This is a genomic window from Rhizobium album (genome assembly GCF_003122325.1).
In the GTDB taxonomy this organism is placed as follows: Bacteria; Pseudomonadota; Alphaproteobacteria; order Rhizobiales; family Rhizobiaceae; genus Metarhizobium; species Metarhizobium album.
Genome location: NZ_QFBC01000002.1, coordinates 101,313 through 125,935 on the forward strand (window position 1 = coordinate 101,313; position 24,623 = coordinate 125,935).

General features: G+C 65.5%; 23 protein-coding genes. 6 read left to right on the top strand and 17 right to left on the bottom strand.

Translation table 11 applies throughout. The features are described from left to right. The first annotated feature begins 95 nt into the window (after nt 1-95). Entirely contained in the window at nt 96-1,625 is a 1,530-nt protein-coding gene (locus tag DEM27_RS04605; RefSeq protein ID WP_245445664.1) for a DEAD/DEAH box helicase, read from the top strand. A 123-nt stretch (nt 1,626-1,748) separates the two neighbouring features. Here DEM27_RS04605 and DEM27_RS04610 read toward each other — a convergent pair whose 3' ends face one another. Continuing rightward, nucleotides 1,749-2,645, bottom strand: coding sequence for a DMT family transporter (locus DEM27_RS04610; RefSeq protein ID WP_109457034.1), 897 nt, complete (start codon nt 2,643-2,645; stop codon nt 1,749-1,751). A 358-nt stretch (nt 2,646-3,003) separates the two neighbouring features. Here DEM27_RS04610 and DEM27_RS04615 point away from each other — a divergent pair, with 358 nt between their 5' ends. From DEM27_RS04615 to DEM27_RS04625, 3 genes are read left to right on the top strand one after another with little or no spacing between them, the layout of a single operon-like run. Next, entirely contained in the window at nt 3,004-4,413 is a 1,410-nt protein-coding gene (locus tag DEM27_RS04615; protein ID WP_109457035.1) for a circularly permuted type 2 ATP-grasp protein, read from the top strand. Nucleotides 4,414-4,420: 7 nt separating this feature from the next. Further along, a complete protein-coding gene (locus DEM27_RS04620) occupies nt 4,421-5,362 on the top strand; it encodes an alpha-E domain-containing protein (protein WP_109457036.1) in 942 nt (313 codons plus the stop codon). 22 nt (nt 5,363-5,384) lie between these two features. After that, complete coding sequence (locus DEM27_RS04625) at nt 5,385-6,230, top strand: transglutaminase family protein (protein ID WP_109457037.1); 846 nt, start codon at nt 5,385-5,387, stop codon at nt 6,228-6,230. Between the two features lie 239 nt (nt 6,231-6,469). Here DEM27_RS04625 and DEM27_RS04630 read toward each other — a convergent pair whose 3' ends face one another. Together DEM27_RS04630 and DEM27_RS04635 are read right to left on the bottom strand one after the other, a co-directional pair. Continuing rightward, a complete protein-coding gene (locus tag DEM27_RS04630) occupies nt 6,470-7,117 on the bottom strand; it encodes an alpha/beta hydrolase (RefSeq protein WP_109457038.1) in 648 nt (215 codons plus the stop codon). Between the two features lie 9 nt (nt 7,118-7,126). Next, nucleotides 7,127-8,083: a VOC family protein gene (locus DEM27_RS04635; protein ID WP_109457039.1), complete on the bottom strand. Its 957-nt coding sequence runs from the start codon at nt 8,081-8,083 to the stop codon at nt 7,127-7,129. Nucleotides 8,084-8,231: 148 nt separating this feature from the next. On the opposite strand from DEM27_RS04635, the gene DEM27_RS04640 reads away from it, so the two are divergent. Next, the gene (locus DEM27_RS04640) at nt 8,232-9,215 is read left to right on the top strand and encodes a LysR family transcriptional regulator (protein ID WP_109457040.1); all 984 of its coding nucleotides are present in this window, start codon (nt 8,232-8,234) and stop codon (nt 9,213-9,215) included. Nucleotides 9,216-9,332: 117 nt separating this feature from the next. On the opposite strand, the gene DEM27_RS04645 is transcribed toward DEM27_RS04640, so the two are convergent. The 9 genes from DEM27_RS04645 to DEM27_RS04685 form a co-directional block, all read right to left on the bottom strand. Further along, nucleotides 9,333-10,220, bottom strand: a complete 888-nt coding sequence (locus tag DEM27_RS04645; protein ID WP_109457041.1) for an intradiol ring-cleavage dioxygenase — start codon at nt 10,218-10,220, stop codon at nt 9,333-9,335. Between the two features lie 10 nt (nt 10,221-10,230). Next, on the bottom strand, nt 10,231-11,985 hold the full coding sequence (locus tag DEM27_RS04650) for an FAD-dependent oxidoreductase (RefSeq protein WP_109457042.1): 1,755 nt from the start codon (nt 11,983-11,985) through the stop codon (nt 10,231-10,233). Then, nucleotides 11,978-13,099: a branched-chain amino acid ABC transporter permease gene (locus DEM27_RS04655; protein WP_109457043.1), complete on the bottom strand. Its 1,122-nt coding sequence runs from the start codon at nt 13,097-13,099 to the stop codon at nt 11,978-11,980. Before DEM27_RS04655 ends, DEM27_RS04650 begins: the two co-directional genes overlap by 8 nt. Nucleotides 13,100-13,115: 16 nt before the next feature. Further along, entirely contained in the window at nt 13,116-13,979 is an 864-nt protein-coding gene (locus tag DEM27_RS04660) for a branched-chain amino acid ABC transporter permease (protein ID WP_109457044.1), read from the bottom strand. Continuing rightward, nucleotides 13,976-14,686, bottom strand: a complete 711-nt coding sequence (locus DEM27_RS04665) for an ABC transporter ATP-binding protein (protein WP_109457045.1) — start codon at nt 14,684-14,686, stop codon at nt 13,976-13,978. Before DEM27_RS04665 ends, DEM27_RS04660 begins: the two co-directional genes overlap by 4 nt. Beyond that, on the bottom strand, nt 14,686-15,405 hold the full coding sequence (locus tag DEM27_RS04670; protein WP_109457046.1) for an ABC transporter ATP-binding protein: 720 nt from the start codon (nt 15,403-15,405) through the stop codon (nt 14,686-14,688). Before DEM27_RS04670 ends, DEM27_RS04665 begins: the two co-directional genes overlap by 1 nt. Nucleotides 15,406-15,540: 135 nt before the next feature. Beyond that, a complete protein-coding gene (locus DEM27_RS04675; protein WP_109457047.1) occupies nt 15,541-16,818 on the bottom strand; it encodes an ABC transporter substrate-binding protein in 1,278 nt (425 codons plus the stop codon). A gap of 34 nt (nt 16,819-16,852) precedes the next feature. Beyond that, nucleotides 16,853-17,914, bottom strand: a complete 1,062-nt coding sequence (locus DEM27_RS04680) for a maleylacetate reductase (protein WP_109457048.1) — start codon at nt 17,912-17,914, stop codon at nt 16,853-16,855. Then, on the bottom strand, nt 17,911-18,777 hold the full coding sequence (locus DEM27_RS04685) for a dioxygenase family protein (protein ID WP_109457049.1): 867 nt from the start codon (nt 18,775-18,777) through the stop codon (nt 17,911-17,913). Before DEM27_RS04685 ends, DEM27_RS04680 begins: the two co-directional genes overlap by 4 nt. 79 nt (nt 18,778-18,856) lie before the next feature. Here DEM27_RS04685 and DEM27_RS04690 point away from each other — a divergent pair, with 79 nt between their 5' ends. Then, nucleotides 18,857-19,807: a LysR family transcriptional regulator gene (locus DEM27_RS04690; protein WP_109457050.1), complete on the top strand. Its 951-nt coding sequence runs from the start codon at nt 18,857-18,859 to the stop codon at nt 19,805-19,807. Nucleotides 19,808-19,922: 115 nt separating this feature from the next. Here DEM27_RS04690 and DEM27_RS04695 read toward each other — a convergent pair whose 3' ends face one another. The 5 genes from DEM27_RS04695 to DEM27_RS04715 are packed head-to-tail and all read right to left on the bottom strand — an operon-like array spanning nt 19,923 to nt 24,611. Continuing rightward, nucleotides 19,923-20,528 carry a flavin reductase family protein gene (locus tag DEM27_RS04695; protein WP_109457051.1) on the bottom strand — a complete coding sequence of 202 codons (606 nt, stop codon included), beginning with the start codon at nt 20,526-20,528 and terminating at the stop codon, nt 19,923-19,925. Continuing rightward, the gene (locus tag DEM27_RS04700; protein ID WP_109457052.1) at nt 20,525-21,751 is read right to left on the bottom strand and encodes an acyl-CoA dehydrogenase family protein; all 1,227 of its coding nucleotides are present in this window, start codon (nt 21,749-21,751) and stop codon (nt 20,525-20,527) included. The genes DEM27_RS04695 and DEM27_RS04700 overlap by 4 nt, the downstream gene beginning before the upstream one ends. 44 nt (nt 21,752-21,795) lie before the next feature. Continuing rightward, complete coding sequence (locus DEM27_RS04705) at nt 21,796-22,575, bottom strand: alpha/beta fold hydrolase (protein WP_109457053.1); 780 nt, start codon at nt 22,573-22,575, stop codon at nt 21,796-21,798. Nucleotides 22,576-22,599: 24 nt separating this feature from the next. Further along, the gene (locus DEM27_RS04710) at nt 22,600-23,613 is read right to left on the bottom strand and encodes a zinc-dependent alcohol dehydrogenase (protein WP_109457054.1); all 1,014 of its coding nucleotides are present in this window, start codon (nt 23,611-23,613) and stop codon (nt 22,600-22,602) included. Then, complete coding sequence (locus tag DEM27_RS04715) at nt 23,610-24,611, bottom strand: branched-chain amino acid ABC transporter permease (protein ID WP_245445666.1); 1,002 nt, start codon at nt 24,609-24,611, stop codon at nt 23,610-23,612. The genes DEM27_RS04710 and DEM27_RS04715 overlap by 4 nt, the downstream gene beginning before the upstream one ends. Nucleotides 24,612-24,623: the final 12 nt, after the last annotated feature.

Genomic DNA, 24,623 nt, shown 5'->3' on the forward strand with positions numbered 1-24,623 from the left:
AAGTTCCCACTTCACGCGGGGTTCTTGACGCCAGAGACACCGGACAGCAGGCGCTGATCCGGCCATGTCGTTTGGCGCCACGAAAGGCAATTATTTTGACCAACTTCCACGAGCTTGGCCTCTCCAAGCAGATCGTCGCAACGGTTTCCGCCCTCGGCTACGAAACACCGACGCCGATCCAGGCACAAGCGATCCCGACACTGCTTCAGGGCCGCGACATGATCGGCCTGGCGCAGACCGGCACCGGCAAGACGGCCGCTTTCGGCCTGCCGATCATCGAAATGCTCCTCAAGGACGAAAAGCGTCCGGCCAACCGCACCACGCGCGTTCTCATCCTCGCACCGACCCGCGAGCTGGTGAACCAGATCTCCGACAATCTGCGCGGCTTCATCAAGAAGCTGCCGCTGAAGATCAACCAGGTCGTCGGCGGCGCCTCGATCAACAAGCAGCAGCTGCAGCTCGAGCGTGGCACCGACATCCTCGTCGCGACGCCGGGCCGGCTTCTCGACCTGATCGCCCGCAACGCCATCTCGCTCGGCCACGTGACGCATCTCGTCCTCGATGAGGCCGACCAGATGCTCGACCTCGGCTTCATCCACGACCTCAAGAAGATCTCCCGGATGGTGCCGGCCAAGCGCCAGACGCTGCTGTTTTCGGCCACCATGCCGAAGGCGATCGCCGATCTCGCCGGCAACTTCCTGACCGATCCGGTCAAGGTGCAGGTGACCCCGCCCGGTAAGGCGGCCGACAAGGTCGAGCAGTACGTCTATTTCTGCAACGGCAAGGGCGACAAGACCGAGCTGCTGCGCAAGATCCTCACCGACAAGCCTGAAGCCCAGGCCATGGTGTTCATGCGCACCAAGCATACGGCCGAAAAGCTCTCCGTGCATCTGGCCAATGTCGGCTTCGAGGTTGCCTCGATCCACGGCAACAAGAGCCAGGGCCAGCGCGAACGGGCGCTGAAGGCGTTCCGCGACGGCTCGATCCGCGTGCTGGTCGCCACCGACGTCGCCGCCCGCGGCATCGACATCCCCGGCGTCAGCCATGTCTTCAACTACGACCTGCCGGAAGTGCCGGATGCCTATGTCCACCGCATCGGCCGCACCGCGCGCGCCGGCCGTGACGGCATCGCCATCGCCTTCTGCGCTCCGGACGAAACCCGCCTGCTGCGTGACATCGAAAAGCTGATGAACATCGAGATCCCGGTCGCCGGCGGCGAACGTCCCGAAGGGCTCGCCCGCCCGGCTCGTCCCACCAACAGCCGTTCCGGCAACCGTGGCCAGGGCCAGGGTCGCGGACAGGGCCAGCCGCGTTCGGAAGGCCGTGGCGGTCGCCCGGCCCGTCCGCAGGGCGGTCGCGGCGTCGTCGACGCCGGCCCGGACAACGATCTGGCTTCGACCTCGGATTTCCGTCCGGCCCGCAAGCCGCAGCGCAATGCCCAGCAGGGCGCCGGTGCCGGTGAAGCCGCCGGCCACAACCGCGGCAATCCGCGCCACGCCCACGGCCGCCCGGCCCGCAAACACGGCGAAGACCGTCAGCAGCAGGCGCATGGCGGCGAACGCCGCGAGGGCAATGGCGGCAATCGCCGCAGCGCCCCCAAGGGCGACCGCCGCGAACGGGCATAACATCGCCTCTCCCCTTCTCCCCTCGGGGAGAAGGTGGCCCGAAGGGTCGGATGAGGGGGTGCCAACGGACAGGTCATGCCGTGTGGCACCCCTCATTTCATCCAGGAAACGGAAACACGCCTATCAATCCGCCGGCAGCGGCTCGGCCTTCTGCTTGCGGTTCGTCAAGTAGACCCCGACGACGACGATCGCGGTGCCGACGATCATCGGCAGCGTCAGCGGTTCGCCGAAGGCGATGGCCGCCTGCAGCGCCACCATCGGCGGCACGAGATAGATCAGCGACGCCGCCTTGGACACCTGGCCGCGGCGGATGAGATAGAGCAGCAGTCCGACCGCCCCCATCGACAATCCGAAGATCGACCAGAGCAGCGTCAGGATCGCCTCATGCGAGCCGTCGAAATGCAGGTCCTCGAACAACAGCGCCAAAGGCGCCGTCACCAGCACGGCCCCGGCATATTGCAGCGTGGCGATGGCGCGGATGTCGCCTTCCTGCAGATGCTTCTTCTGGTAAATGGTGCCGTAGGTCACCGACACCATGCCCAGCAGGTTGACGAAGAGCGGCAGCGCCGTCTGCGTCAGGTTGGCCGGATCGATGGCCAGCAGTTTGGGCGAGATGGCGATGGCGATGCCGGAAAAGCCGAGCATCAGGCCGACCCGCTGCAGGCCGCTCATGCGCTCGCCCAGCAGCCAGCTCGCCGCCATGGCGGTCAGCAGCGGCTGCAACGCGGCGATGATGCCGGAAAGCCCGGCCGGTACGCCTTGCGCGATCGCCCACCAGAGGCCGGCAAGGTAAAGACCGTGCAGGAAAATGCCGGAATAGATCGCCCGGCCGACCAAGCGCCAGCTGCGCGGCCAGGTCGCTCCCGTCAGCAGGCAGAAACCGGCAAAGGCTGCGATCGACAGGCCGTAGCGCAAAGCGAGGAAGGTGAAGGGTTCCGAATGGAGGGCTGCAAAACCGGCCGCGACCCAGCCGGTGGACCAGAGCAGCACGAAAACAGCCGGAGCAAGCCGGTCGAGCATCGAGATTTCTCCGTTCGCGGCCATCGCCGCCGAAGACAGTGGCGCGGATCCTTACGTCCGGCGGGCGGCCGCGTCAAAACATCACGGCGCGAAATGGCCGTCCTTGCCGGAATTTTTTCGACGATCGGACAGATCTGCCACAGGCGGAATTTTCGGCAGATGCCGATTGCATGACCAAATCGCCGGTTGCGCCATGCGCGGCACAGCCGGAAATCGCCCGTCACGGGAAAATTCGACAATAAAATCATGCCCAAAATTGCGGCAAACGCCAGCGACAAAAACTTTGCCTCGAAATGTGCATGGTTCTTGCATTGCCTTTGCCGTTGTATTCAAATGAAAAAAAAGGGGGAACGCATCGTTGGCCTTTGATGAAATGATACGTGCGGACAACACTCCGCGGGAGCCATACAAAGACTATTTCGACTGGTATTCCGGACAGGACCGGGGACACCTGATCGGCAAATCCCAGGATGCCGAAAACATCTTCCGCAAGACCGGCATCACCTTCGCAGTCTACGGCCACGCCGACTCCTCCGAAAAGCTCATTCCCTTCGACATCATCCCGCGCATCATCTCCGCCAAGGAATGGCGAAAGCTCGCCCAGGGCATCGAGCAGCGGGTCATCGCGCTCAACGCCTTCCTCGACGACATCTACCACAAGCAGGAGATCATCCGCGCCGGCCGCGTGCCGCGCGAACTGATCGAGCGTAACACCGCCTTCCTGCCGCAGATGATCGGTTTCCGTCCGCCGGGCGGCGTCTACACCCACATCGTCGGCACCGACATCGTCCGCACCGGCGAAGACCAGTTCTATGTACTGGAAGACAATGCCCGCACCCCCTCCGGGGTCAGCTACATGCTGGAGAACCGCGAGACGATGATGCAGATGTTCCCCGAACTCTTCCACCTCAACAAGGTGAAGCGCGTCGAGGACTACCCGCTCTTGCTGCGCCAGAGCCTCGCTTCGCTGGCGCCTCCCGGCTGCAAGGGCAAGCCGCGCGTCGCCGTGCTGACGCCCGGCATCTACAATTCCGCCTATTACGAACACTCCTTCCTCGCCGACACGATGGGCGTCGAGCTGGTCGAGGGCTCCGACCTCCGGGTGATCGATGGCAAGGTGAAGATGCGCACCACCCGCGGCTATCAGGCAATCGACGTGCTCTACCGTCGCGTCGACGATGATTTCCTCGATCCCCTCACCTTCCGGCCGGATTCGCAGCTCGGCATCCCCGGCATCATGGACGTCTACCGTTCCGGCAATATCACCATCGCCAATGCGCCGGGAACCGGCATCTCCGACGACAAGGCGATCTACTCCTACATGCCCGAGATCGTCGAGTTCTACACCGGCCGCAAGGCGATCCTCGAAAACGTGCCGACCTATCGCTGTTCGGAGCCCGACACGCTGACATATGTGCTGGAAAACCTCGCCGACCTCGTCGTCAAGGAAGTGCATGGTTCCGGCGGCTACGGAATGCTGGTCGGCCCGACGGCCAGCAAGAAGGAGCGCGCCGATTTCGCCGAGAAGCTGAAGGCCAAGCCGAACAACTATATCGCCCAACCGACGCTGTCGCTGTCGACCGTGCCGATCCTCGTCAACAAGGGCATCGCGCCGCGCCATGTCGACCTGCGTCCCTACGTGCTGGTTTCCGACAAGGTGCAGATCATCCCCGGCGGGCTGACCCGCGTCGCGCTGAAGCAGGGATCGCTGGTGGTGAATTCCAGCCAGGGCGGCGGCACCAAAGACACCTGGGTCCTGGAGGACTGAGACGCCCATGCTTGGAAGAACCGCAAACGGCCTCTATTGGATGTTCCGGTATATCGAACGGGCCGAAAACATCGCGCGCCTCATCGATGCCGGCCTGCGCATGTCGCTGACCCGCAGCGGCGCCTCGGACGAGGATTGGGACGGCGTGTTGCACAGCGCCGGCGTGCGCGAGGCCTATGCCGAGGTGCATGCCAGACTCACCGGCGTCGACGCGATCGATTACCTGCTACGCGACCGCTCCAATCCGTCGAGCGTCATGTCCTGCATCGAATTCGGCCGCAACAATGCCCGCATGGTGCGCACCGCGCTGACGCGCGAAACCTGGGAAGCGACCAACGAATGCTGGATGGAGCTGAAGCAGCTTCTGGCCAGGAAGGTCAAATCCCCCGACCTGCCGCAGGCCATCGACGTGATCAAGCGCCGCGCCGGCCTGATCCGCGGCGCCTTCCACGGTTCGATGCTGCGCAACGAACTCTACAACTTCGCCCGCATCGGCACCTTCATCGAGCGGGCGGACAATACCAGCCGCATCCTCGACGTGAAGTATTATGTGCTCCTGCCCTCGGTCTCCGCCGTCGGTTCGTCGCTCGACAACGTCCAGTGGGAATCGATCCTGCGATCGGTTTCGGCGCATCGCTCCTACAGCTGGGTCTATGACGCCGAATACCGCCCGGCCAACATCGCCGACTTCCTGATCCTCAACGGCCAGATGCCGCGCTCGCTTGCCTATTGCTACGAGAAGATCGTCAGCAACCTGCATTATCTCGAAAAGGAATACGGCGAGCGGCTGCCGGCGCACGACACGGCGGACGCCATCCGCGCCCGGCTGCAGACCATGTCGATCCAGGAGATCATGGACCGGGGCCTCCATGAATTCCTCGAACTCTTCGTCAGCCGCAACAACCAGCTCAGCCAGGAAATCACCGAAGGATACCGCTTCTACCAGTAAGCGGCGGGGGACCGTTACGCAGATGAAACTGAAAATCACGCACACCACGGAATATTCCTACGACGGACCGGTTCAATATTCTCTGCAGCGCCTGCGGCTGACGCCGGCGGCGAGCCCTGGCCAGACGATCACCAGCTGGTCCGTCAGCGTCGAGGGTGCTGCGGTCGAGGTGGATTATGACGACCAGTTCGGCAATCACGTCGAACTGGTGTCGAACGAGGGCGAGCAGAAAACCACCCGCATCGTCGCCAGCGGCGAGGTCGAGACGCAAGACCGCAACGGCGTTTTCGGGGCGCATGTCGGCTATTGTCCGCTCTGGCTCTTCCTGCGCGAGACGCCGCTGACCAAGCCCGGAAAGCTGGTGATGGAGCTTGCCCGCGGCATCGAGGCCGGCGATCCGGTCGCAAAACTGCACGCGCTGATGGCCGCCATCCATGCGACAGTCGCTTATGAAAAGGGAACGACGACCGCCGCGACGACGGCGGAAGCCGCCATGGAGGCGAAAAGCGGCGTCTGCCAGGATCATGCCCACATCTTCATCGCCGCCGCCCGGCTCCTGGACATCCCGGCCCGCTACATCTCGGGTTACCTGCTGCTCGAAGGAACCGTGGACCAGGCGGCCATGCATGCCTGGGCCGAGGCGCATGTTCCGGGACTCGGCTGGGTCGGCTTCGACGTCGCCAACAAGATCTGCCCCGACGACCGCTATGTCCGCATCGCCTCCGGTCTCGATTATACCGATGCCGCGCCGGTTTCCGGCATGCGGTTCGGTTCGCCGGAGGAAACACTGACGGTGGCGATCGCCGTCGAGGATCTCGGCATGACGCAGAGCCAGAGCCAGAGCCAGAGTCAAAGTCAGAGCCAGTAGCGCCGGCCAACCCGCAATCCTGCGCCACCCCTCATGAACGGCGGCCTTTCCAGCCGCCGGTTTCGGCGTCGCCGCTTTTCAAGCTGGCCGCACGCCTGCCGGCAGCCTCACCTCACCTTTTTCCGGTTGTCGTATCCGCTTATCCAGCTATAACCCATCGTCTGGCTGACGGGCTGCCCGGGGATCGACCGCACCAGCCGATAGCCTTCGTCGCCCTGCCGCCGATGAACAGACGCGGTTTATAAAGACGCGCGATCCTCCCCGGCTATCGCAGATAAATACTCATCGACAGTGGCGATCTCGCCGGCCGAAACCTCGTGGGCGCGGTCAGGCAGGACGTCGCAGCGCAGACGTGCCCGTGCCCGCGCCAGGTTTTCCGTCGCCTCGGCGAATGCCGCGACGGGGATCCAGGGGTCCTTGTCGGAACCCGTCAGGTAGGCCGGCATGCGATCGAGATCGGCGAACGGCCTCTCGCAGTCGGCCGTGCCGACGCGGCAGCCGGTCAGGCTGGCCATGGCACCCTGCCACGGCCCGTATTTCATCGCATATTCCAGCGTCAGGCATGCGCCCTGGCTGAAACCGCCAATCAGCAGCGGCGTCGCATGGCGCCGCTGTGACAGGTCTTCGGCGATATCGCGGACATAGGCAAGCGCGTCGTCAAGCTCCTCGCGCGTCGCCGGGGTCAAGCGGTCGGTGGCGCGTGCGCCGTACCAGCTGTTGCCGGCGGCGCGCGGCAGCACGAAGGCCACGCCCGGAGCGTTGAGCTTGCCGATCACCTGCTCCCGCATGTCCTCCGGCGACTGGGTTCGCCCATGGATGAAGATGCAGTGGACGTGCGCCTCCTCGGGGGACAAGCCGAGGAGGAGAGGGTCTTGATGTATCGCCATCGATCCAGCTCAGAAGTTTGCAGGTTCCAGGCCGGCGATCAGTTCCTCGCGGCGGTTCTCGAACCACGGCGGGAAGACCAGCGTCGAGCCGATCTGGTCGGCCGGTTCATCCAGCGCCCAGCCACCCTCGACCGACCAGGCGATCTCGAACAGCGCGCCGCCCGGCGAGCGGACATAGCAGGACTTGAAGTAGTTGCGATCCTTCTGGTCGGAAACGTCGGTAAAGCCCAGACCTTCCAGATGCGCCTTGAGCTTCAGCTGGTTGTCTTCGTTGCCGGTGTTGAGCGCGAGGTGGTGGATGGTGCCGCCGGCCAGCGTCCAGGTGCCTTGCGGACCGTTCGCCTCGTGCAGGATCTCGACCATGCTGCTCGGACCATTGGCGTTGGGAACGGAGAACATCAGCCCCTCGCTGCCGTCGGCCTCCTTTTTCATCGACAGGCCGACCGTCAGGAAATCGTCCATCGACGTGCGGTCGAACACGGCGATCGCGGCGCCATAGATGCCCTTGATGCCATGTTCGGCGGTAACGCCCTGCGCCTCGTTGACGATGGACGGACGGCTGTCGGCCGGGCTTTCGACCAGTTCATGCGGAATACCGCAGGGATGCTTGAAGGCGACGCGGGTCAGGCCGAAGCGGGAGATCTTTTCCGCCGCGATGCCGCGGGCGTTGAGGCGGTCGACCCAATAATCGGCCGCACCGACGGGAATTGCCTGCAGGATGATCTTCGACTGGTTCGTGCCGCGCTTGCCGAAAACGGCGGGCTTGCGGAAGGGGAACGTCGTGATGATGGTCGACGCTTCGCCGCTGCGCGACCCGTAATAAAGATGATAGACGGGGATCGTGCCGTCAAACAGCACGGTGCGCTTTACCGAATAGAGGCCGAGCGCCTTGGTGTAAAAATCGTAGTCTTCCTGCACGCCGTCGGTGCAAAGCGTCAAATGATGATAGCCACTGAGAAATGCCATCGTTCTCCTCCTCTGAAATAATCGGTTCTCCCCGGGCGCGGCGGCAGGCCGCTTCCAAACCGCCTCCCGACCGCTTGGTATTCGAAAACTATAGCCGATCCGAAACAGCCGTTGATGAGATTATTCATAAACATTATAGCATTCTGCTATGAAGATCGTCGAACATCACCTCGTCCAGCTCGCCGCCGTCATTGAAACCGGCGGCGTCACCGAAGCGGCCGCCATGCTCGGCATGACGCAGTCGGCCGTGTCGCGCACCATCTCCATTCTTGAAAAACGCGTCGGCGAGCCGCTGTTCGTTTCCGGGCGCCGGCCGATGCAGCCGACGCCGCTCGGGGAACAACTGGGCCTGCAGGGCAAGGCGATCCTCGCCTCGTCGCGCAAGGCGATGGAGATCATCCGCAGCTTCAAGTCCGGCTCCTCCGGCCGGGTTCGGATCGGCGGCGTGCCCTTCTTCATGGATGCGGTCATCTCGCCGATGATCGCCTCGTTCCAGCGCGACGAACCGGGCATCATGGTGCACCAGTCCTACGGCAATTATCCGGAACTGGTGAGCGAACTGGAATCGGGGCAGATCGATCTGGCGGTGACGCCGACAGGCTCCGTGGACCTCAATGCCGATCATCATTTCGAGCCGCTGCTGCCCGCCCGCAACGTGCTTGCCTGCGGCACCGGTCATCCGCTGGTGCGCAAGCGCAGCCTGGCGACCGAGGACATCGTCAATTATCCGTGGGTGGCGCCGCTGCCGGGTTCGCCGCTGGTGCTCGACCTGCACAACATCCTGCTGACGCTCGGGCTGGAGGAAGTCTCCATCCGTTATGCCGGCGGTTCGCTGCTCAGCCTGATCAACTACCTGACCGGCACAGATGCACTCGCCATCCTGCCGCTGTCGGTGGCCCATTCCTTCCGCCGGGAAAACAAGATCAGCGTCATTCCGCTCGACATTCCCCAGCCGGAACGCGCGCTCGGCATCATGACCAAGAAGAAGCCCTACTCCAACCCCGCCGGCCGCAAGTTCATGGGCCACCTGCGGCGGGAGTTTTCGGAGTTGCGTCGGGTTCTGGAAAAACACGAGCGCGAGATCGACTGGGCGCACGGCCCGTTCATGGCCGAGCGCAAGGGCGGGGCGTAGAGCATTTCCAGCCGAAGCGGAATCACCTCGGCGTCGGGCAATTCGGCAAAACAAAAGGAGAGAGCGTTTTCGCGATTTGGAGAAAAGCGAAAATGCTCCAAAGCCCCTCGCCCGCCGTCAGCGCGGCTGCGGCCGCGCCAGCACGAAGTCGTATTCGACCTCCCAGAACCAGCCGGAGAATTCCAGTTCCCGGGCGCGATTTTGATCGTCGACGCGCCGGAAGTCGGCGAGCAGGCTTTCCTTGACGCCGAAGACGGCGTCGGAATTGATGTAGGGATCGTGCGGGTCGAAAATATGCGTCGTCAGCGTCTCGAAACCGTCGGCCTTGAGGATGAAGTGCAGGTGCGCCGGGCGGTAGGGATGGCGGCCGAGGTCGCCGAGAAGCTTGCCGACGGTGCCGTCGTCGGGGATCGGGTAGAATTTCGGCTTGACGGCGCGGAACCAGTAGCGGCCGTCCTCGCCGGTGCGGAAAACGCCGCGCAGGTTGAAATCCGGCTGGATGCCCTTCTGCTGCACGTCGTAAAGACCTTCGTCATTGGCCTGCCAGACGTCCAGCACCGCATTGGCGATCGGCCTGCCCTCGGTATCGAGGATACGGCCGTGGATCACCATGTCCTCGCCCTTCTGGTCGAGGCAAATATTGGCGCCCATCGGCAGCTCCGGTGCGTCGGCAACGTGGAACGGCCCGAGCACGGTCGATTCGGAGGCGCCGGAGGGCTTGCGGTTGTTGATCGCATCGACCAGCATCGAGACGCCGAGCACGTCGGACAGGAGAATAAACTCCTGCCGCCATTCGTTGCACAGGTGGCCGGTGTCGGTCAGGAACATGATCGCCTTGAACCATTCCTCCTGCGTCGGCTCGATTTCCTTGACCGCCTCGTGCAGTTTGCGGGTGATGACGGCGATGACCTCTTTCAGGCGCTCGTCGCGGGCATTGGCGTTGCGGCCGATAACGACCTCCACCGAATTCTCCTCGGTGAAGAAACCCTTTTCATGCGTGTCCATGGTTCAACTCTCACAGGGCTAGAATGGAGGTCAGGGCGCGGCGGAGTTCGGAAACCGGATCTTCCGCCAGCGTTTCCCGGCGCCAGCAGACATGCTGGTCGGGACGGACGAGCACGACGCCGCTGTCGCGGACCTCGCGCAGGTTGGCCCAGTCGCCGGTCAGGTCCTGCCAGGGCTGGCGCGGGCCGATGACATGCGCCTCGAGCGGAAGGTCGAGCTCGCGGGCAAGCGCCTTCGCCGCCTCGACCCAGCCGCGACCGCCGATGCCGGTTAGCAGCGTGAAGCGGCCCTTGCCGCAAAGATCGAGCGTCGAGGCTTTCGCGCCGTCTGCGCCGAACAGCCAGGCATGCGGCAGCCGCGCCCCCGGCCAGGTGGTCGGCTGGTAATGCAGCTCGGCATCCTTTTCGAAGGCCGGCTCTGGCTGCCCGTCGGTCAGGACGGCATCCGAGGCGTAGCGCTGGTTCATCTCGACGCCATGGGCATCGAATTCGTAGACCTTGGCGGCGATGCTGTCGCGGATCGCGGCACGCTGCAGTTCGGCGGCGGCGGTATCGTCGCAGCGCGCATCCATGTTCTGCTGCATCTTCACCGGGTCGATGGAATCGAGCAGGCCGAGCGCCTGGAAGATCGGGCCGAACTCCTCGATCGACTTGTTGGCGCGGGTGACGATCTGCTTGGCGACCGGAGCGCGCTCACGCTGGTAGCTGTCCAGCAGCTTCGGACCGGCCTGGCCCTTCAGCACCAGGGAAAGCTTCCAGGCGAGGTTGAAGGCGTCCTGGATCGAGGTGTTGGAGCCGAGCCCGTTCGACGGCGGATGGCGGTGGGTGGCGTCGCCCATACAGAAGACGCGGCCGTTCTGCATCGTCGTCGCATAGAGGTTGTTGACCGTCCAGGTGGAAACCGACTGGATCTCGACGGCAAGGTCGTGGTCGCCGACGAGGTCGCGCACCACCTTGGTGGCGAAGGCGGTATCGACCTCCGGCGCCGGCTGGTTGATGTCGTAGCCCCAGACGATCAGCCATTCGTTCCACGGCCGCACCATGCGCACCAGGCCCATGCCGATGCCGCCGACATCCGCACCCGGCTGCACGACCCAATAGAGCACCGAGGGACGGTGGGCGACGTATTTCGATAGATCGGCCTTGAACAGGATGTTCATCGAGCCGCCGACGCCCATGCGGCCCTCGAAGGTCAGCCCGGCATCCTCCGCCACCTTGGAATTGCCGCCGTCGGCGCCGATCAGGTATTTCGAGCGGATGGTGAAGTCGCGGCCGGTCAGCCGGTCGCGGCAGGTGGTGGTGACACCGTCGTCATCCTGCACATGGCTGAGATATTCCGTCGACATCCGCGCCTGCGCGCCGCGCGAACAGGCGGTCTTGAACAGCAGCGGCTCCATGAAGGTCTGCGGCAGGTCGTTCATATGCGAGGGCGACGACAGCTGGTGTTCGGCGCGGCTGACCGGATGGGTGCCCCAGCTGCGCATGCGGCCGATTTCTTCGCCGGCAAGCGAGGTGCAGAAAACGTTCTGCCCCATCAGATCCTGATGGCTGGCGAACAGATAGGCTTCCTCCTCCACGTCGCGGCCGAGGTCGCGCAGGACTTCCATGGTGCGCTGGTTGGTGATGTGCGCCCGCGGCGTGTTGGCCAGCCAGCGGTAGCGGTTGATGACCATGGTTTCGACGCCGTAGGAAGCCAGCAGCGCCGCCGAGGCCGAGCCGGCGGGGCCTGTCCCTATGATCAGAACGTCCGTATTGATATCAGCCATGCGGCCCTCCCTTTATAGTCTTGGTCAATGGTCCGCCGGCAAGGATGCGCCGGACGGGGAAAAGTTGAATGCCGGTGCGCTCGGTAAACAGGCCCCACAGGCCGCGCGGCGCAAACAGCATGATGGCGATGCCGAGAAGGCCGAGGACGAGCAGGTACCAGGAGCCGTAATCGGCAAACAGGTTGCGAAGGATGAAGAAGACGACCACCCCGATGATCGGCCCCTCTATGGTGCCGATGCCGCCGATGACGACGATGAAGATCACGTAGGCCGTCCAGTCGGTGACCGAGAAGGCGGCATCCGGGGAGATGCGGGCCTTCTGCAGGTAGATCAGCGCGCCGGCAAGCCCGGTGACGAAGGCAGCGGCGAGATAGACGGCGAACCGGATGCGGTTCGGATCGATGCCGACCGCCCGCGCCGCCTGGCCGTTGTCGCGCACGGCGGCGAGGCCGAGCCCCTGCTTGGAGCGCAGCAGCCTGTAGGCAAAACCGATGGCCGCGCAGGCGAGCAGCAGCGCCAGCCAGTAATAGACCATGTCGGCCGCCTGCGCCGGTCGCACGCCGAACCAGTCGGCGACGAGCCGCACGCCCGGCAGCTCGCGCGCCACGCCCGTCGGCAGCGATGTTCCCGTGCCGCCGCCAAGCGCCTTCCACTGCGCCAGCAGCAGCCGCACCACCTCGGCGATCACCCATGTGCCGATGGCGAAATAGGCGCCGTGCAGGCGGAAGACGAATAAGGCGGTCGGTACAGACAGCAGCATGGCAGCAAGCCCGCCGAACAGGATGGCGACGACCGGGTCGAACCCGCCGAGAGCGACCGATGCGGCCATGACATAGGCACCGAAACCGACGAAAGCCTGCTGGCCGACCGAGACCAGCCCGGCATAACCGGCCAGCAGGTTCCAGCATTGCGCCAGCGTCAGCATGGTGAGGATGAAGAACAGGTCCTGCAGCACCGAACGGCTGGCGAAGAGCGGCGCCGCGATACCGGCCAGGAGCACGGCGACGATCAGCAGCGCGGCAACCGACGAAGCGCGGTTTCGCGTCGTCACCGTCCAGGCGGAAGCGGCGGCAGGCGCCTGTGAAGAAGAGGAAGACAGGGTTTCGTGCGTCATCTCAATCCACCGTCCTTCAATCCAGTGCCCTTGGGAAAAGCCCGCGCGGCCGGACCAGCAGCACGAGGAGGAAGGCCAGATGGCCGGCGAGTATCTGCCATTCGGGATTGATGGCGGCGCCGAGCGTCTGCGCCACGCCGATGATCACGCCGCCGGCAAGCGTGCCCCAGAACGAGCCGAGCCCGCCGATGATCACCGCCTCGAAGGCATAGATCAGCCGCGCCGGCCCCATGGTCGGGTCGAAATTGGCGCGCGTGCCGAGAAACAATGCGGCAATCGTCACCACCACCATGGCGAGGCCGGTGGCGGTGGCGAAGATGCGGTCGGCGCGGATGCCCATCAGTCCGGCCGTCGCCCGGTCGTCGGAGGTGGCACGGAAGGCGCGGCCGAGACCGGTGCGGTAGAAGATCAGGTTCAGCCCGACGATGACGCCGACGGCCGACAGGAAGGTGAAGAGCGGCATGGTGCCGACGCTGATCGGGCCGATCTGCAGCGAGGCGCTTTCGAGCGCTCCGACCGGCACGCGGCGGCTGTCGGCGGAAAAGCCCTGCAGCAAGGCGTTCTGGATCACCACCGAAAGGCCGAAAGTGACGAGCAACGGCGGCAGGATGTCGTCGCCGATGGTACGGTTGAGCACGAGGAACTGCAGCCCCCAGCCGATCGCATACATCACCGGCAGCGCGACCAGCGCCGCGACGAACGGATTGAGCCCGAGCGCGCTGACCAGAACCAGCAGCAGAAAGGCGGCGAGAACGATGAGGTCGCCATGCGCCAGGTTGACCAGCCGCATGATGCCGAAGACGAGGCTGAGGCCTGCCGCAAACAGCGCGTAAAGCCCGCCGAGGAGAATGCCCTGTACGATCGTATCGAGCCAGTTCATGCCGTGTGCGCTCCAAAATAGGCCGCATGGATCTCGTCGCGACCGACCGAAGCCGGGGTGCCGGACAACGTCACACGTCCCTCCATCATGCAATAGAGCCGGTCGGCCACCTTCAGCGCCTGGCCGATGTCCTGCTCGACGATGACGATGGAGGCGCCTTCGGCGCGGATTTTCGGAAAGGCCGCGTAGATGTCGCGGATGATGACAGGCGCGAGGCCGAGACTGATCTCGTCGCAGAGCAGCACCTTCGGATTGGACATCAGCGCCCGGCCGATGGCCACCATCTGCTGCTGGCCGCCCGAGAGCGCCGTGCCGGGGCTGTTGCGGCGCTCCTTGAGCACCGGAAACAGGTCGTAGACCGTCTGCAGCGACCATGCGCCGGCGGTGGCGCGGCCATATCTGCCAATCAGCAGGTTTTCCTCGACACTGAGCGAGGGAAAAAGCTTGCGCCCTTCCGGCACCATGGCGATGCCAAGCGCCATGACGTCGGGCGCCGGCAGCGCCCCGATCTCCCGCTCCTCGAACCGCACCTGTCCGGCCGCGTTGGCGATCATGCCGGACATCGAGCGCATCAGCGTCGATTTGCCGGCACCGTTGGCGCCGATGATCGCCACCGTCTCGCCGGCATCGAGGGTGATGTCGACGCCGAAAAGCGCCTGGAAATCGCCGTAAAAGGCCGTCAGCCCCTGGGTTTCGAGAAGGGCCATCAGACGTCGATCCCCAGATAGATCTGCCGCACCGCTTGCGATTCCATGATTTCGGCCGGCCGGCCGATGCCGATCACCTTGCCGAAATTGAGGACCAGCAGCCGGCTCACCACCGAATTCAGCGCATGCAGCACATGCTCGACCCAGATGATCGCCGTACCCCTGGCGTGGATCGAACGGATCGTCTCCACCAGCTCGCCGCATTCCGCCTCCGTCAGCCCGCCGGCGATCTCGTCGAGCAGCAGCACCCGGGGATCGGTGGCGAGCGCACGGGCCAGTTCCAGACGCTTGCGCTGCAGCAGGCCGAGGCTGCCGGCCGGCTGGTTGGCGCGCGCAATCAGCCCCGTCGCGACCAGGATGTCGGCGCAGCGATCCGAAACCTCCCTTTCGGTCTTGCGCGCGCCGTAGGCGGCGGCGACCAGCAGGTTTTCGAAGACGGTCAGTTGCTGGAAGGGTTGCGGGATCTGGAAGGTGCGGCCGATGCCGGCAAGACAGCGCGCCATCGGCGGCTGGCGCGTCACGTCGGCGCCATCGAAGAGAATGCGGCCGGAATCGACGCGCAGATTGCCGTTGATCAGGTTGAACAGCGAGGATTTGCCCGCACCGTTCGGGCCGATGATGCCGAGCGCCTCGCCCTCCTCCAGCGTGAAGGACACGTCATCCGCCACCTTCAGGGCGCCGAAACTTTTCGACAGGTTTTCCAGGGCGAGTATGGCCATCATTGTCCTCCCGGATGATCGGTTTTTTTGGAGTGGAGGGGCGGAGAAGCCCCTTCGGACAAAAGCGAGTCATGACGCCTCTAGCCCCTTCTCCCCAGCGGGGAAAAGGGGCTAGAGGCACGCCTGTCTGCTCCCTTACGCGATCGCTTCCATCTTGCCGCCGGCCGGGATCACCGGGGCGGTGCGGTTGTCGACGACGACGAGGTCGTAACCGCCGCCGTCCTTCAGCCGCCACTGACCGCCGACCAGCGGCGTCTTGGCGATGTTCTTCGCCGCAAACGGCGGCACGTTGGCGCCGTCCCAGGCAACCGGCCCGACGATGGTGTCGAGCCTGGTGGCGGCGATCGCCGCGACGACGGCGGCGCTGTCGGTCGGATCGGCGCGCTTCGTCACGTCGGCCGCCACCTCGAACAGCGCATGCGCAAAGCCGATCGGCTGCGTCCACGGACGGCCGGTGGCCTTGGAGAAGCCGGCGGCGAGTTCGGCCGCACTTTCGCCCGTCAGCGACGACTTGAACGGGTGGCTCGGCGACCACCAGACCTCGCAGGACAGGTTGTGCCCGGTGTCGCCCAGCGCCTCGACGGCCTGCGGAAAAAGGATCGCCTTGCCGATCGAGGCGATCTTCGGCCGGAATCCCTGCTGCTTGGCCTGGTTCCAGAAGGTGGTGAAGTCCGGCGGAATCATCACGCCGGTGATGATCTCGCAGTTGCCGGACTTGAAGGCGTTGATCTGCGCCGAAAAATCGTCGGTCAGGTTCTGATAGCGGCCGGGGTCGTTGAGGGAATAGCCGCCCTTTTCCAGCACCGGCGGGAAGCCGACGGCCTTGTCGCCCCAGGCGTTGCCGTCGCCGTCGTTGGGAAACAGGCCGCCGACGCTCTTGTTGGTCTCGAGCTGCTGCCACATGTTGGTGTAGACGGCGATGACGTCTTCCAGCCCCCAGAAGAAATGGAAGGCGTGATTGAAGGGCTGCCACGAGGACGGGTCGCCGGGATTGGCCTGCTGGCCGATGAACCAGGGCTGCCACGGCGCCGCCGTCGAGATGCACGGCACCTCTTCCGCCTCGCAGGTGGTGGCGACCGGGTTGGTGGTTTCCGGCGTCGAGGCGACGAGCACGATATTGACCTCGTCGTCGACGATCAGCTCCTTGGCGACGTCGGCGGCGCGGTTGGGGTTCGACTGGCTGTCCTTGACGACCACCTCGAAATTCAGGCCGGCGGCCTGAGTATTGGCCAGGAAGCCGTCGATGATGAACTTGTCGGCCTCGGCGAAGGCGGCAAGCGGCCCGGTCTGCGGGCTGACATAACCGAGCTTGATCGCCGCGCCCTTGGCGATGGCGGGCATGGCAAGCCCCGATGTCGCCGCAAGCGCACCGGTTGCGGCTGCGGTCTTCAGCAAATCACGTCTAGTCAACATTCTGGTTTCCTCCTCCCAAAGTAGACACAGGCAATCAGAGCGGCGGGCGGTCTCCCGACCAAGCGTCCTGGAGCAGCGCGCGGATCGACGTGCCGTCGATCGGCCGCGGATTGGCGTAAGGGTTGCGGGTGGCGATCTCGGCGGCGCGGTCGAGATCGCTTTGCGAAAGGCCGAAATCCCTGAGCGCCAGCGGCGAACCCACGGACTTTGCAAAATCGTAGAGCCCCTGCCCCGGCGTGCCGCCGAAGATGTCGGTGATCGGCGCCAGGAGTTGGGGCACGGCGGCGGCATTGAAGCCGATCGTGTGCGGCAGCATGACCGCATGCGTCTCGGCATGCGGCGTGTCGAAGCTGCCGCCCAGCGTGTGGCAGATCTTATGGTGCAGCGACATGGTGATCTGGCCGAGCACCGTGCCGCAGAGCCAGGCGCCGTAAAGCGCCTTTTCCCGCGCCTCGACGTCGCGCGGCGCCTTGACGATGACCGGCAGCGCCTCGAAGAACGCCCGCATGCCCTCGACCGCCATCATGGTGGTGATCGGGTTGCGGTCGGGGGCATACAGCCCCTCGGCCGCATGGGCGATGGCGTTGAGGCCGCTGGTCACGCTCATGGCGACCGGCAGGCCGAGCGTCAGTTCCGGATCGTAGATCACCACCTCCGGCACGATCTTCTCGCCGCGCACCGTCGTCTTGATGCCGTTCTCGGTCTGGCCGAGGATCGGCGTCACTTCCGAGCCGGCATAGGTGGTGGGGATGACGATCTGCGGGATGTCGGTGCGGTAGGCCATCGCCTTGCCAAGCCCGGTGGTCGAGCCGCCGCCGAGAGAAACGACGCAATCGGCCTTGAGTTCGGCGGCACGCAACAGTGCCCGTTCGGTGACCTCGACCGGCGTGTGCATCGTCGCGCCGGCAAAGGTGCCGACGGCAAGCGTGCCGAGACGGGCGGCCAGCGCCTCGCCGTCCGCCGCCTGCTGCGGCGTCGTCAGCACCAGCGCCCGGCGGCAGCCCAGCGTCTCGACCCATTGCGCCACGCCGGCGCTGGCGCCGGAGGCGAACACGACACGGATCGGATGCGGCTGATAGGAAAAATCGAGTGTCATGCCGACTTGCGCTCCTTGCGCGCCCGTACCATCACGAAGGTGAAATCCAGCGACCAGCGGCCGCCCTTTGCCGTGCCGTCATCCGGCCGGAAGCTGCCGACCAGCTCCTGCTTGACGCCGAACAGCGCGTCTTCGGCCAGATGCGGATCCTGGCCGTCATAGACATGGGTGCTGATCGTTTCGAAGCCGGGGGCAGTGATGATGAAATGCAGGTGCGCCGGGCGGCGCAGCGGATAGCCGATCGCATGCAGCATACCCCCGACCGGCCCGTCGCAGGGCACGGCGTAACCGCCCGGCCGCACGGTGCGGTAGGAGAAGCCTCCGCCCGCATCCGTGGTGAAGACGCCGCGCAGATTGAATTCCGGCTGCAGGTCCGGCTGCTGGTTTTCGTAAAACCCTTGCGCATTGGCCTGCCATGTCTCGACCCTCGCGCCGGCAACGGGTTGGCCGTCGAGATCGGTGACGCGGGCACTGACGACGAGCGGTTCGCCGATGCCGTCCAGCGAAATATCGGCGCCCGACGCCAGACGCGGGGCATCGGCGCGATAGAAGGGACCGCGTACGGTGTTAGGGGTGGCGCCCTTCGGCCGGCGCGTGTTGATCTCCTCCACCAGCGCGCTGACGCCGAGAAGGTCGGAAAGCAATACCCATTCCTGCCGCTTGTCGTCGCTGGCATGGCCGACTTCCGTCAAGAATTCGATGGCGCGCCGCCAGTCGGCCTGGGTCGGCCGCGTTTCCCTGACGGCCTGGTGCACATGCCTGACCAGCGCAGCCAGAAAGGCCGGCAGCGGGCCGACGCACTGCGCCAGCCGCTCGATCACAAGCGTTGCAGAATCCGCTTCCGTGAAAGACGTGGTCGTCATGGCTCCTCCTGAAATGCACATTACCAGCATCGAACGTAGCACTTGATGATTTTTGTTCGATTTAATATACCATATCGTTATGAAGATGGATGAACGACACCTGATCCAGCTTGCCGCCGTGGTCCAGGCCGGCGGCGTCACCGAAGGGGCGAACCTGCTCGGGCTTACCCAGCCGGCGGTATCGCGCACGCTCGCCATGCTGGAGAAGCGGCTCGGCGAGCCGCTGTTCGTCAAGGGGCGGCGGCCGTTGCAGCCGACGCCGCTGGGGCGAGCGCTCGCCGACCACGGCCAGGCGATGCTGACGGCAACGCGCAAGGCCTCGCTGCTCGTCGACGGTTTCCGCCATGGCCGGACGGGGGTGGTGCGCGTCGGCGGCACGCCGTTCTTCATGGACGTGCTGATCTCAGGCATGATCGCCGAATTCCAGGACGCCACGCCGGACGTGCGCATCGAGCAGAGCTACGGTTATCTTCCCGACCTGCTGGCGGCGATCAATGCCGACCGCATCGACCTTGCCATCTGCCCAATCGACGTGCTGGACGAAGGCTCCGGCATGCGGTTCCAGGAACTGCTTCCCGGCCGCAACGTCGTCGCCTGCCGCGTGACCCATCCGCTCCTCCTGCGCCGCAAGCTCGATCCCGCCGAACTCCTCGATTTTCCCTGGATCGCCCCGCCGCCGGGCAGTCCGCTGTTTGCCGACCTGCACAGTCTCGTGCTGTCGCTCGGCGCGACGGAAGCGAAGATCCGCTATTCCGGCGGTTCGCTGGTGAGCGCCGTCAACTACATGAAGGCGAGCGATGCGCTGACCATCCTGCCGCACAGCGTCGTCTTCGCCTATCGCAACGACAAGTCGATCACGGCGTTGCCGGTCAACATCCCCCATCCCGAACGGGCGCTCGGCCTGCTGCGTCGCGAAGAGGAAATCCGCGCACCGGCGGTCGAGGCGTTCTGCGCCCACATCCGTAAGAGTTTCGAAGACCTCAAGCATCTGATCAAGCGCCATGAACAGGCGGTGATCTGGAGCCTCTGACGGCAAGGCGTCGCCAGAACATTTCCGCTTTTCCCCGAAACGCGAAAACGCTTCATCTCTTTGCTTCTCCGCAATTCCCGGTGCAGGAGCGTTCGGCACTGTTGCGCGACAGGCTTTAAAACGTCGCCGAATCGTCCGGCCACAGCAGCAGCGGCGCTCGGCCGGCATCGGCGATCGGCTTCAGGCCGTGCCATGCACGGTTGGCGTAGATGAGCGGATCGTCCCTGTGGGACGTGAGCGCATCGGGCGAGACCTCCAGAAGCTCGGCTGAAACGAGGCAAGCGCCGGGAACTGCAAACCGACCGCGGATCGCTGCCCGAAACCAGAGGCCGATGCCGGGATAATAAGGCTCGCCGGTTTCAAGCCGGGCCCAGCGGACGTCCGGCCCGAAGCGGTCCTTGCCGCCGGTGGCGCAGAGCCGGGCGAGATCCATGTCGCTGCGGCGCACGAAATGCACCACCACCGTTTCCGCGCGGCGTACCACGCCGGCGCTGGACGAATTGTCCGACAGCGAAAAGGCGACGGTGGGCGGCGTGGCGCTTACCGAGATCAGCGAACTCACCGTCAGTGCCACCGGCCCGTCGCCCGGGTCGGCGGTGATGATGGCGACGCCGGCCGGATGATGGCGGAAGGCCGTCATGAAGGCTTCGGCCACGCCAGCGCCGCTGGAGGTCGGAGCCGCCTCGGCGGCCCCCTCCTGTTGCTCCGGCCGCGCCGTCATTTCTTCTCGACCATGTCGTAGAACTGCCAGACGCGATCGGTCCACAACCCGCCAACCTCGCGGCCGGCCGCGCCGACGATATTGGCATTGATGGTGAAGTGGTTGGCCGCCACCAGCATTTCACGGTAGGTGCGCTGCATGACGCCGTCGCGCAGCGATGCGCCGCCGGCGGCGCGGTAGACGAAATGGCAGGCATCGACGCCGGCTTCGTGCACTTCCGACTTGGCGAGATGCACGAGGCTGATCTGCCGCGTCGACACGCGGTTGCCGGCCTCGATGGAGGCTTCCACGTCACGCCAGACCTCGAAGAGGAAGGCACGGGCGGCACGCACGCGGGCTTCCGCCCGGCCGTAATCGTACCAGAACTTGTCGCTCTCGCCGAGCAGGCCGACGCGGCCGGTCTTGCCCACGGCGTATTTCGCCATCTCGTCGAGGATACGGCGCGAGGCGCCGATCGCCCAGCCGGAATGGCCGATGGCGGCAAGCCCGACGACACCAAGGCTGAAGAATTCCTTCTGGCGCTGCGGCTCGGCGGTCATGATCGGAAACACCATGTCGTCGGGAATGAAGACGTCCTTGGCATCGTAGTCGATGCTGCCGGTGCCCTGCAGGCCGAGCACGTTCCAGTTGCCGAGCAGCCCGTGCTCGCCGACCGGCGCGTGGGCGCAGAGCACGACGACGTTGCCGTTCTCGTCCTTGGCCGGCTGGCCGCTGCCGTCGTCGAGAAGGGCGGCGGTATGGGTGAAGGTGGCGTGGTGGATGCCGCTCGCATAGGACCACTTGCCGTTCAGCCGGTAGCCGCCGTCGACCTTCTTCAGCATGCCGGTCGGCGTGCCCTGGCCGGAGAAGCGGTTGTCCGTCTCGCCGCCGAACAGGCGGGCGATGGCGGTGTCCGGCAGGAAGGCGGCCGACATCGCGCCGATGCAGGCATGTACCATCGACACCCAGCCGGCGGCGCCGCTCTGGTAGGTGATCGCCTCGATCAGCTGCAGGCCCTGCGTCGGCGACAGCTGCGCGCCGCCGATCTCCTCGGCGGCGAAGATATGCGACATGCGCAGCGGCTTCAGCGCCTCGAATGTGGGTTCGTTCAGCCGGCCGAGCTCTTCGGTCGCCGTGGCATTTTCCTGCAGCACCGGCCCGATCTTTCGGACGTGCTCCAGAAGGTCGGCAAAATTCGTCGTGGTGCCCCAGTAGCCGGGTCCGTGTTTCAAGGGTGCGTTCATGTCTGTTCCTCCTGACAATGTATGTTTTCTCGCGGCGAGCTATCTCAGCCGGCGAGGAAATCGCCGATGGCGGTCACCACGGCGGGGTCTTCCTGCATGGCGAAGTGGCCGACGCCGGGTACGATGAGCATGCGCGAATCCGGGATGCGCTCCTGCCAGAGCGGCGCCTGCGACGCCGGCAGCATGCGGTCCTCCTCGCCCCAGACGATCAGCGTCGGGTTGGGAATGCGCGAAAGCCAGCGGCCGAGATTGGGGTGCCCCATGCCGTGCGCCTTCAGGATGTTGCCGAGCGCGCGGCCCTCCTTGTCGCGAGCGGCGAGGAAGGTTTCGAGCGGCGGGCATTCGGCCCCGCCGGGGAAATAGCGCAAGGCAACATCGACATCATGCGCCAGATAGCCGGGCAGCGCCTCGGGTCCGATGGCCGACAGGTCGGCGCCGGGATGGTCGGGATGGTTGAGGCCGGCCGGTGCGTTCAGCACCAGCTTGCCGAAACGCTCGCCGGCGACGATGGCCATTTCTGCGGCCATCCAGCCGCCCATCGAATGGCCGACGAGATGCGGCCGGTCCAGCCGCAGCGCCGAAACGAGATGCAGGTTGTGGACGACGATGTCCTGCATGCCGGTGACGTGCGGCGCCTCGCCGCTGTCGCCGAAACCGGGGTGATGCGGCAGGTAAACGCGAAAACGGTCGGCAAGGCCGCGCGCCCATTCGATGCCTTCGATGGTGGCCGCGCCGTGCAGCGCCAGCACCGCCGGGCCATTGCCGATGGCATGCACGACGGTCGCCACGCCCTCGATGTCGTAGTTCAGAGTTTCGAAATCCATTGCATTCCTCCTCGAATTGTCTCGTCAGCCGGCCGCCGGCGTGATCAGCACCTTGCATTGCGTGGTGCGCCGCCTCATGGCCTCGAAGGCGTCCGGCACGGCGGCAAGGCCGATCCGGCCGGTCACCAGCGCCTGCGGCCGGTGGCGGCCGGGGCCGAGCGCCTGCAGCGCCATGTCGAACTCCGCCATGGTGAAGAACACGGCGAAGATCACCTGTATTTCCTTGGAAATCGCCGCGAACGGGTCCCACTCGTCGCCGCCGACGCAGAGGCCGACGGCGACCACCGTGCCGTGCACGCGCACCAGCCGGCAGGCCGCATCGATCAGCCCGCGCTTGCCGACGCATTCGAAGACGATATCGGGCGCCCCACCGGTCAAGGCGCGGAATTCCTCCGCCAGCCCCTCTCCCGAAAGCGCGAAGCCGGTGGCGCCGATCTCGACGGCACGCTCGGCCTGATGGCGGTTGAGATCGGCGACGACGACATGCGCTGCCCCCAGCCGCCGCGCCCAGAAGGCGACGAGCAGGCCGATCGGTCCGGCGCCGAGGATCAGCACGCGGTCACCGGGTTTCAGTCCCGAACGCATCACCGCATGCAGGCCGACGGCGACCGGCTCGGCAAGCGCGCCCTCCTCCGTCGGCAGGTCGTCCGGCAGCCGCCGGCACTGGCGGGCGGCGACGGTGACGAATTCGGCGTAACCGCCGCCGATCAGCCGCATGTCGTCGCACCAGGCCGGCTCGCCGCGGCGGCAGCTGTCGCACCGGCCGCAGCCGCGCATCGGCGCCACCGCCACGCGGTCGCCGGCCTTGATGCCGGTCACGTCGGCGCCGCAGGCCGCCACCTCGCCGGCGACCTCGTGGCCGAGGATGCCGCCTTTCGCCAGCCCGAAGGTGGCCGGGTCCTCGGTCATGTGCAGGTCGGAGCCGCAGATGCCGCAGGCGGCGACACGCAGCAGCACCTCGTCGGAATCCGGCCGCGGTGCCTCGGCGGCATCGATGACCAGCGGCCGGCCGACCGCCTCGAACAGGGCCGCCCTCATGGCTTGTCCTCTAGCAGGATGCGCCGCGTCGGGAACCAGGAGGCGTTGGTGACCTTCTGGATCAGCCCCCAGAGGCCGCCGCGGGCAAACAGCGCCATGACGAGGGTGAGCAGGCCGAGCACGACGAGATAGGTGGCGCCGTACTGGGCAAACCAGCGGTCGGCGACGAAATAGACCAGAGCGCCGATCAGCACCCCTTCCAGCGACCCGAGCCCGCCGACCATGACGATGAAGATCGACACGTTGGCCCAGGTCGGGCTGTAGGCGGCGGGCGGCGTGATGCGCAGCTGCGCCATGAAGTAGATGGCGCCGGCAAGGCCGGTGCCGACCGCCGCCGCCACCCAGATCAGGAACTTCAGCAGGCCGACATTGACGCCCTGGCTGGCTGCTGCGACCGGATTGTCGCGGATGGCGACGAGCGCCAGGCCGTAGCGCGAGCGCAAGAGCAGGTAGCTGCCGCCGACGGCGACGAGCAGCATCAGCGCCGAAAGCAGCGAGATGCCGACCGCGCGCTCCATCGGCGAATAGCTCGACATGACGCGCAGGCTCATGCCGGCGCCGGCATTGACATAGCCGAAGACCGAGGTGGCAAGCCGCAGTACTTCCGCCACCACCCAGGTGCCGATGGCGAAATAGGGGCCGTCGAGGCGATGCAGCAGGCCGTAGGTGATCGCCGCCACCACTGCGGGCACGATGACCGACAACGGCACGGCGAGGAAGGGATTGAGCCCCCAGAGCTGCGCCATGACGAACATCGCATAGGCGGCGACACCGACGAAGGCTTGCTGGCCGACGGAGACCAGCCCGCCATAACCGGCCAGCAGGTTCCACATCTGCGCGACCGTGACGTAGCAGCACAGTTCGACGACGTCGCGGATCAGGCCCTGGCTCGCCCAGAGCGGCATGGAGGCGACGGCGACGAGCAGCGCGATGCTGACGGCGAAGGCGATCAGGCTCGAGCGGGTCTGGCGCACCACGCGCACGGTTGGCTGTTGCATGGTTTCATCAGA

Coding starts and splice junctions, on each gene's coding strand:
- DEM27_RS04635 (WP_109457039.1), bottom strand. CDS start 8,083: ATGGCATTTCTCAGTGGCTATCATCATTTGACGCTTTGCACCGACGGC.
- DEM27_RS04710 (WP_109457054.1), bottom strand. CDS start 23,613: ATGAGGGCGGCCCTGTTCGAGGCGGTCGGCCGGCCGCTGGTCATCGAT.
- DEM27_RS04610 (WP_109457034.1), bottom strand. CDS start 2,645: ATGCTCGACCGGCTTGCTCCGGCTGTTTTCGTGCTGCTCTGGTCCACC.
- DEM27_RS04705 (WP_109457053.1), bottom strand. CDS start 22,575: ATGGATTTCGAAACTCTGAACTACGACATCGAGGGCGTGGCGACCGTC.
- DEM27_RS04630 (WP_109457038.1), bottom strand. CDS start 7,117: ATGGCGATACATCAAGACCCTCTCCTCCTCGGCTTGTCCCCCGAGGAG.
- DEM27_RS04685 (WP_109457049.1), bottom strand. CDS start 18,777: ATGACGACCACGTCTTTCACGGAAGCGGATTCTGCAACGCTTGTGATC.
- DEM27_RS04625 (WP_109457037.1), top strand. CDS start 5,385: ATGAAACTGAAAATCACGCACACCACGGAATATTCCTACGACGGACCG.
- DEM27_RS04645 (WP_109457041.1), bottom strand. CDS start 10,220: ATGGACACGCATGAAAAGGGTTTCTTCACCGAGGAGAATTCGGTGGAG.
- DEM27_RS04620 (WP_109457036.1), top strand. CDS start 4,421: ATGCTTGGAAGAACCGCAAACGGCCTCTATTGGATGTTCCGGTATATC.
- DEM27_RS04680 (WP_109457048.1), bottom strand. CDS start 17,914: ATGACACTCGATTTTTCCTATCAGCCGCATCCGATCCGTGTCGTGTTC.
- DEM27_RS04670 (WP_109457046.1), bottom strand. CDS start 15,405: ATGGCCATACTCGCCCTGGAAAACCTGTCGAAAAGTTTCGGCGCCCTG.
- DEM27_RS04650 (WP_109457042.1), bottom strand. CDS start 11,985: ATGGCTGATATCAATACGGACGTTCTGATCATAGGGACAGGCCCCGCC.
- DEM27_RS04665 (WP_109457045.1), bottom strand. CDS start 14,686: ATGGCCCTTCTCGAAACCCAGGGGCTGACGGCCTTTTACGGCGATTTC.
- DEM27_RS04695 (WP_109457051.1), bottom strand. CDS start 20,528: ATGACGGCGCGGCCGGAGCAACAGGAGGGGGCCGCCGAGGCGGCTCCG.
- DEM27_RS04660 (WP_109457044.1), bottom strand. CDS start 13,979: ATGAACTGGCTCGATACGATCGTACAGGGCATTCTCCTCGGCGGGCTT.
- DEM27_RS04715 (WP_245445666.1), bottom strand. CDS start 24,611: ATGCAACAGCCAACCGTGCGCGTGGTGCGCCAGACCCGCTCGAGCCTG.
- DEM27_RS04655 (WP_109457043.1), bottom strand. CDS start 13,099: ATGACGCACGAAACCCTGTCTTCCTCTTCTTCACAGGCGCCTGCCGCC.
- DEM27_RS04690 (WP_109457050.1), top strand. CDS start 18,857: ATGAAGATGGATGAACGACACCTGATCCAGCTTGCCGCCGTGGTCCAG.
- DEM27_RS04640 (WP_109457040.1), top strand. CDS start 8,232: ATGAAGATCGTCGAACATCACCTCGTCCAGCTCGCCGCCGTCATTGAA.
- DEM27_RS04700 (WP_109457052.1), bottom strand. CDS start 21,751: ATGAACGCACCCTTGAAACACGGACCCGGCTACTGGGGCACCACGACG.
- DEM27_RS04675 (WP_109457047.1), bottom strand. CDS start 16,818: ATGTTGACTAGACGTGATTTGCTGAAGACCGCAGCCGCAACCGGTGCG.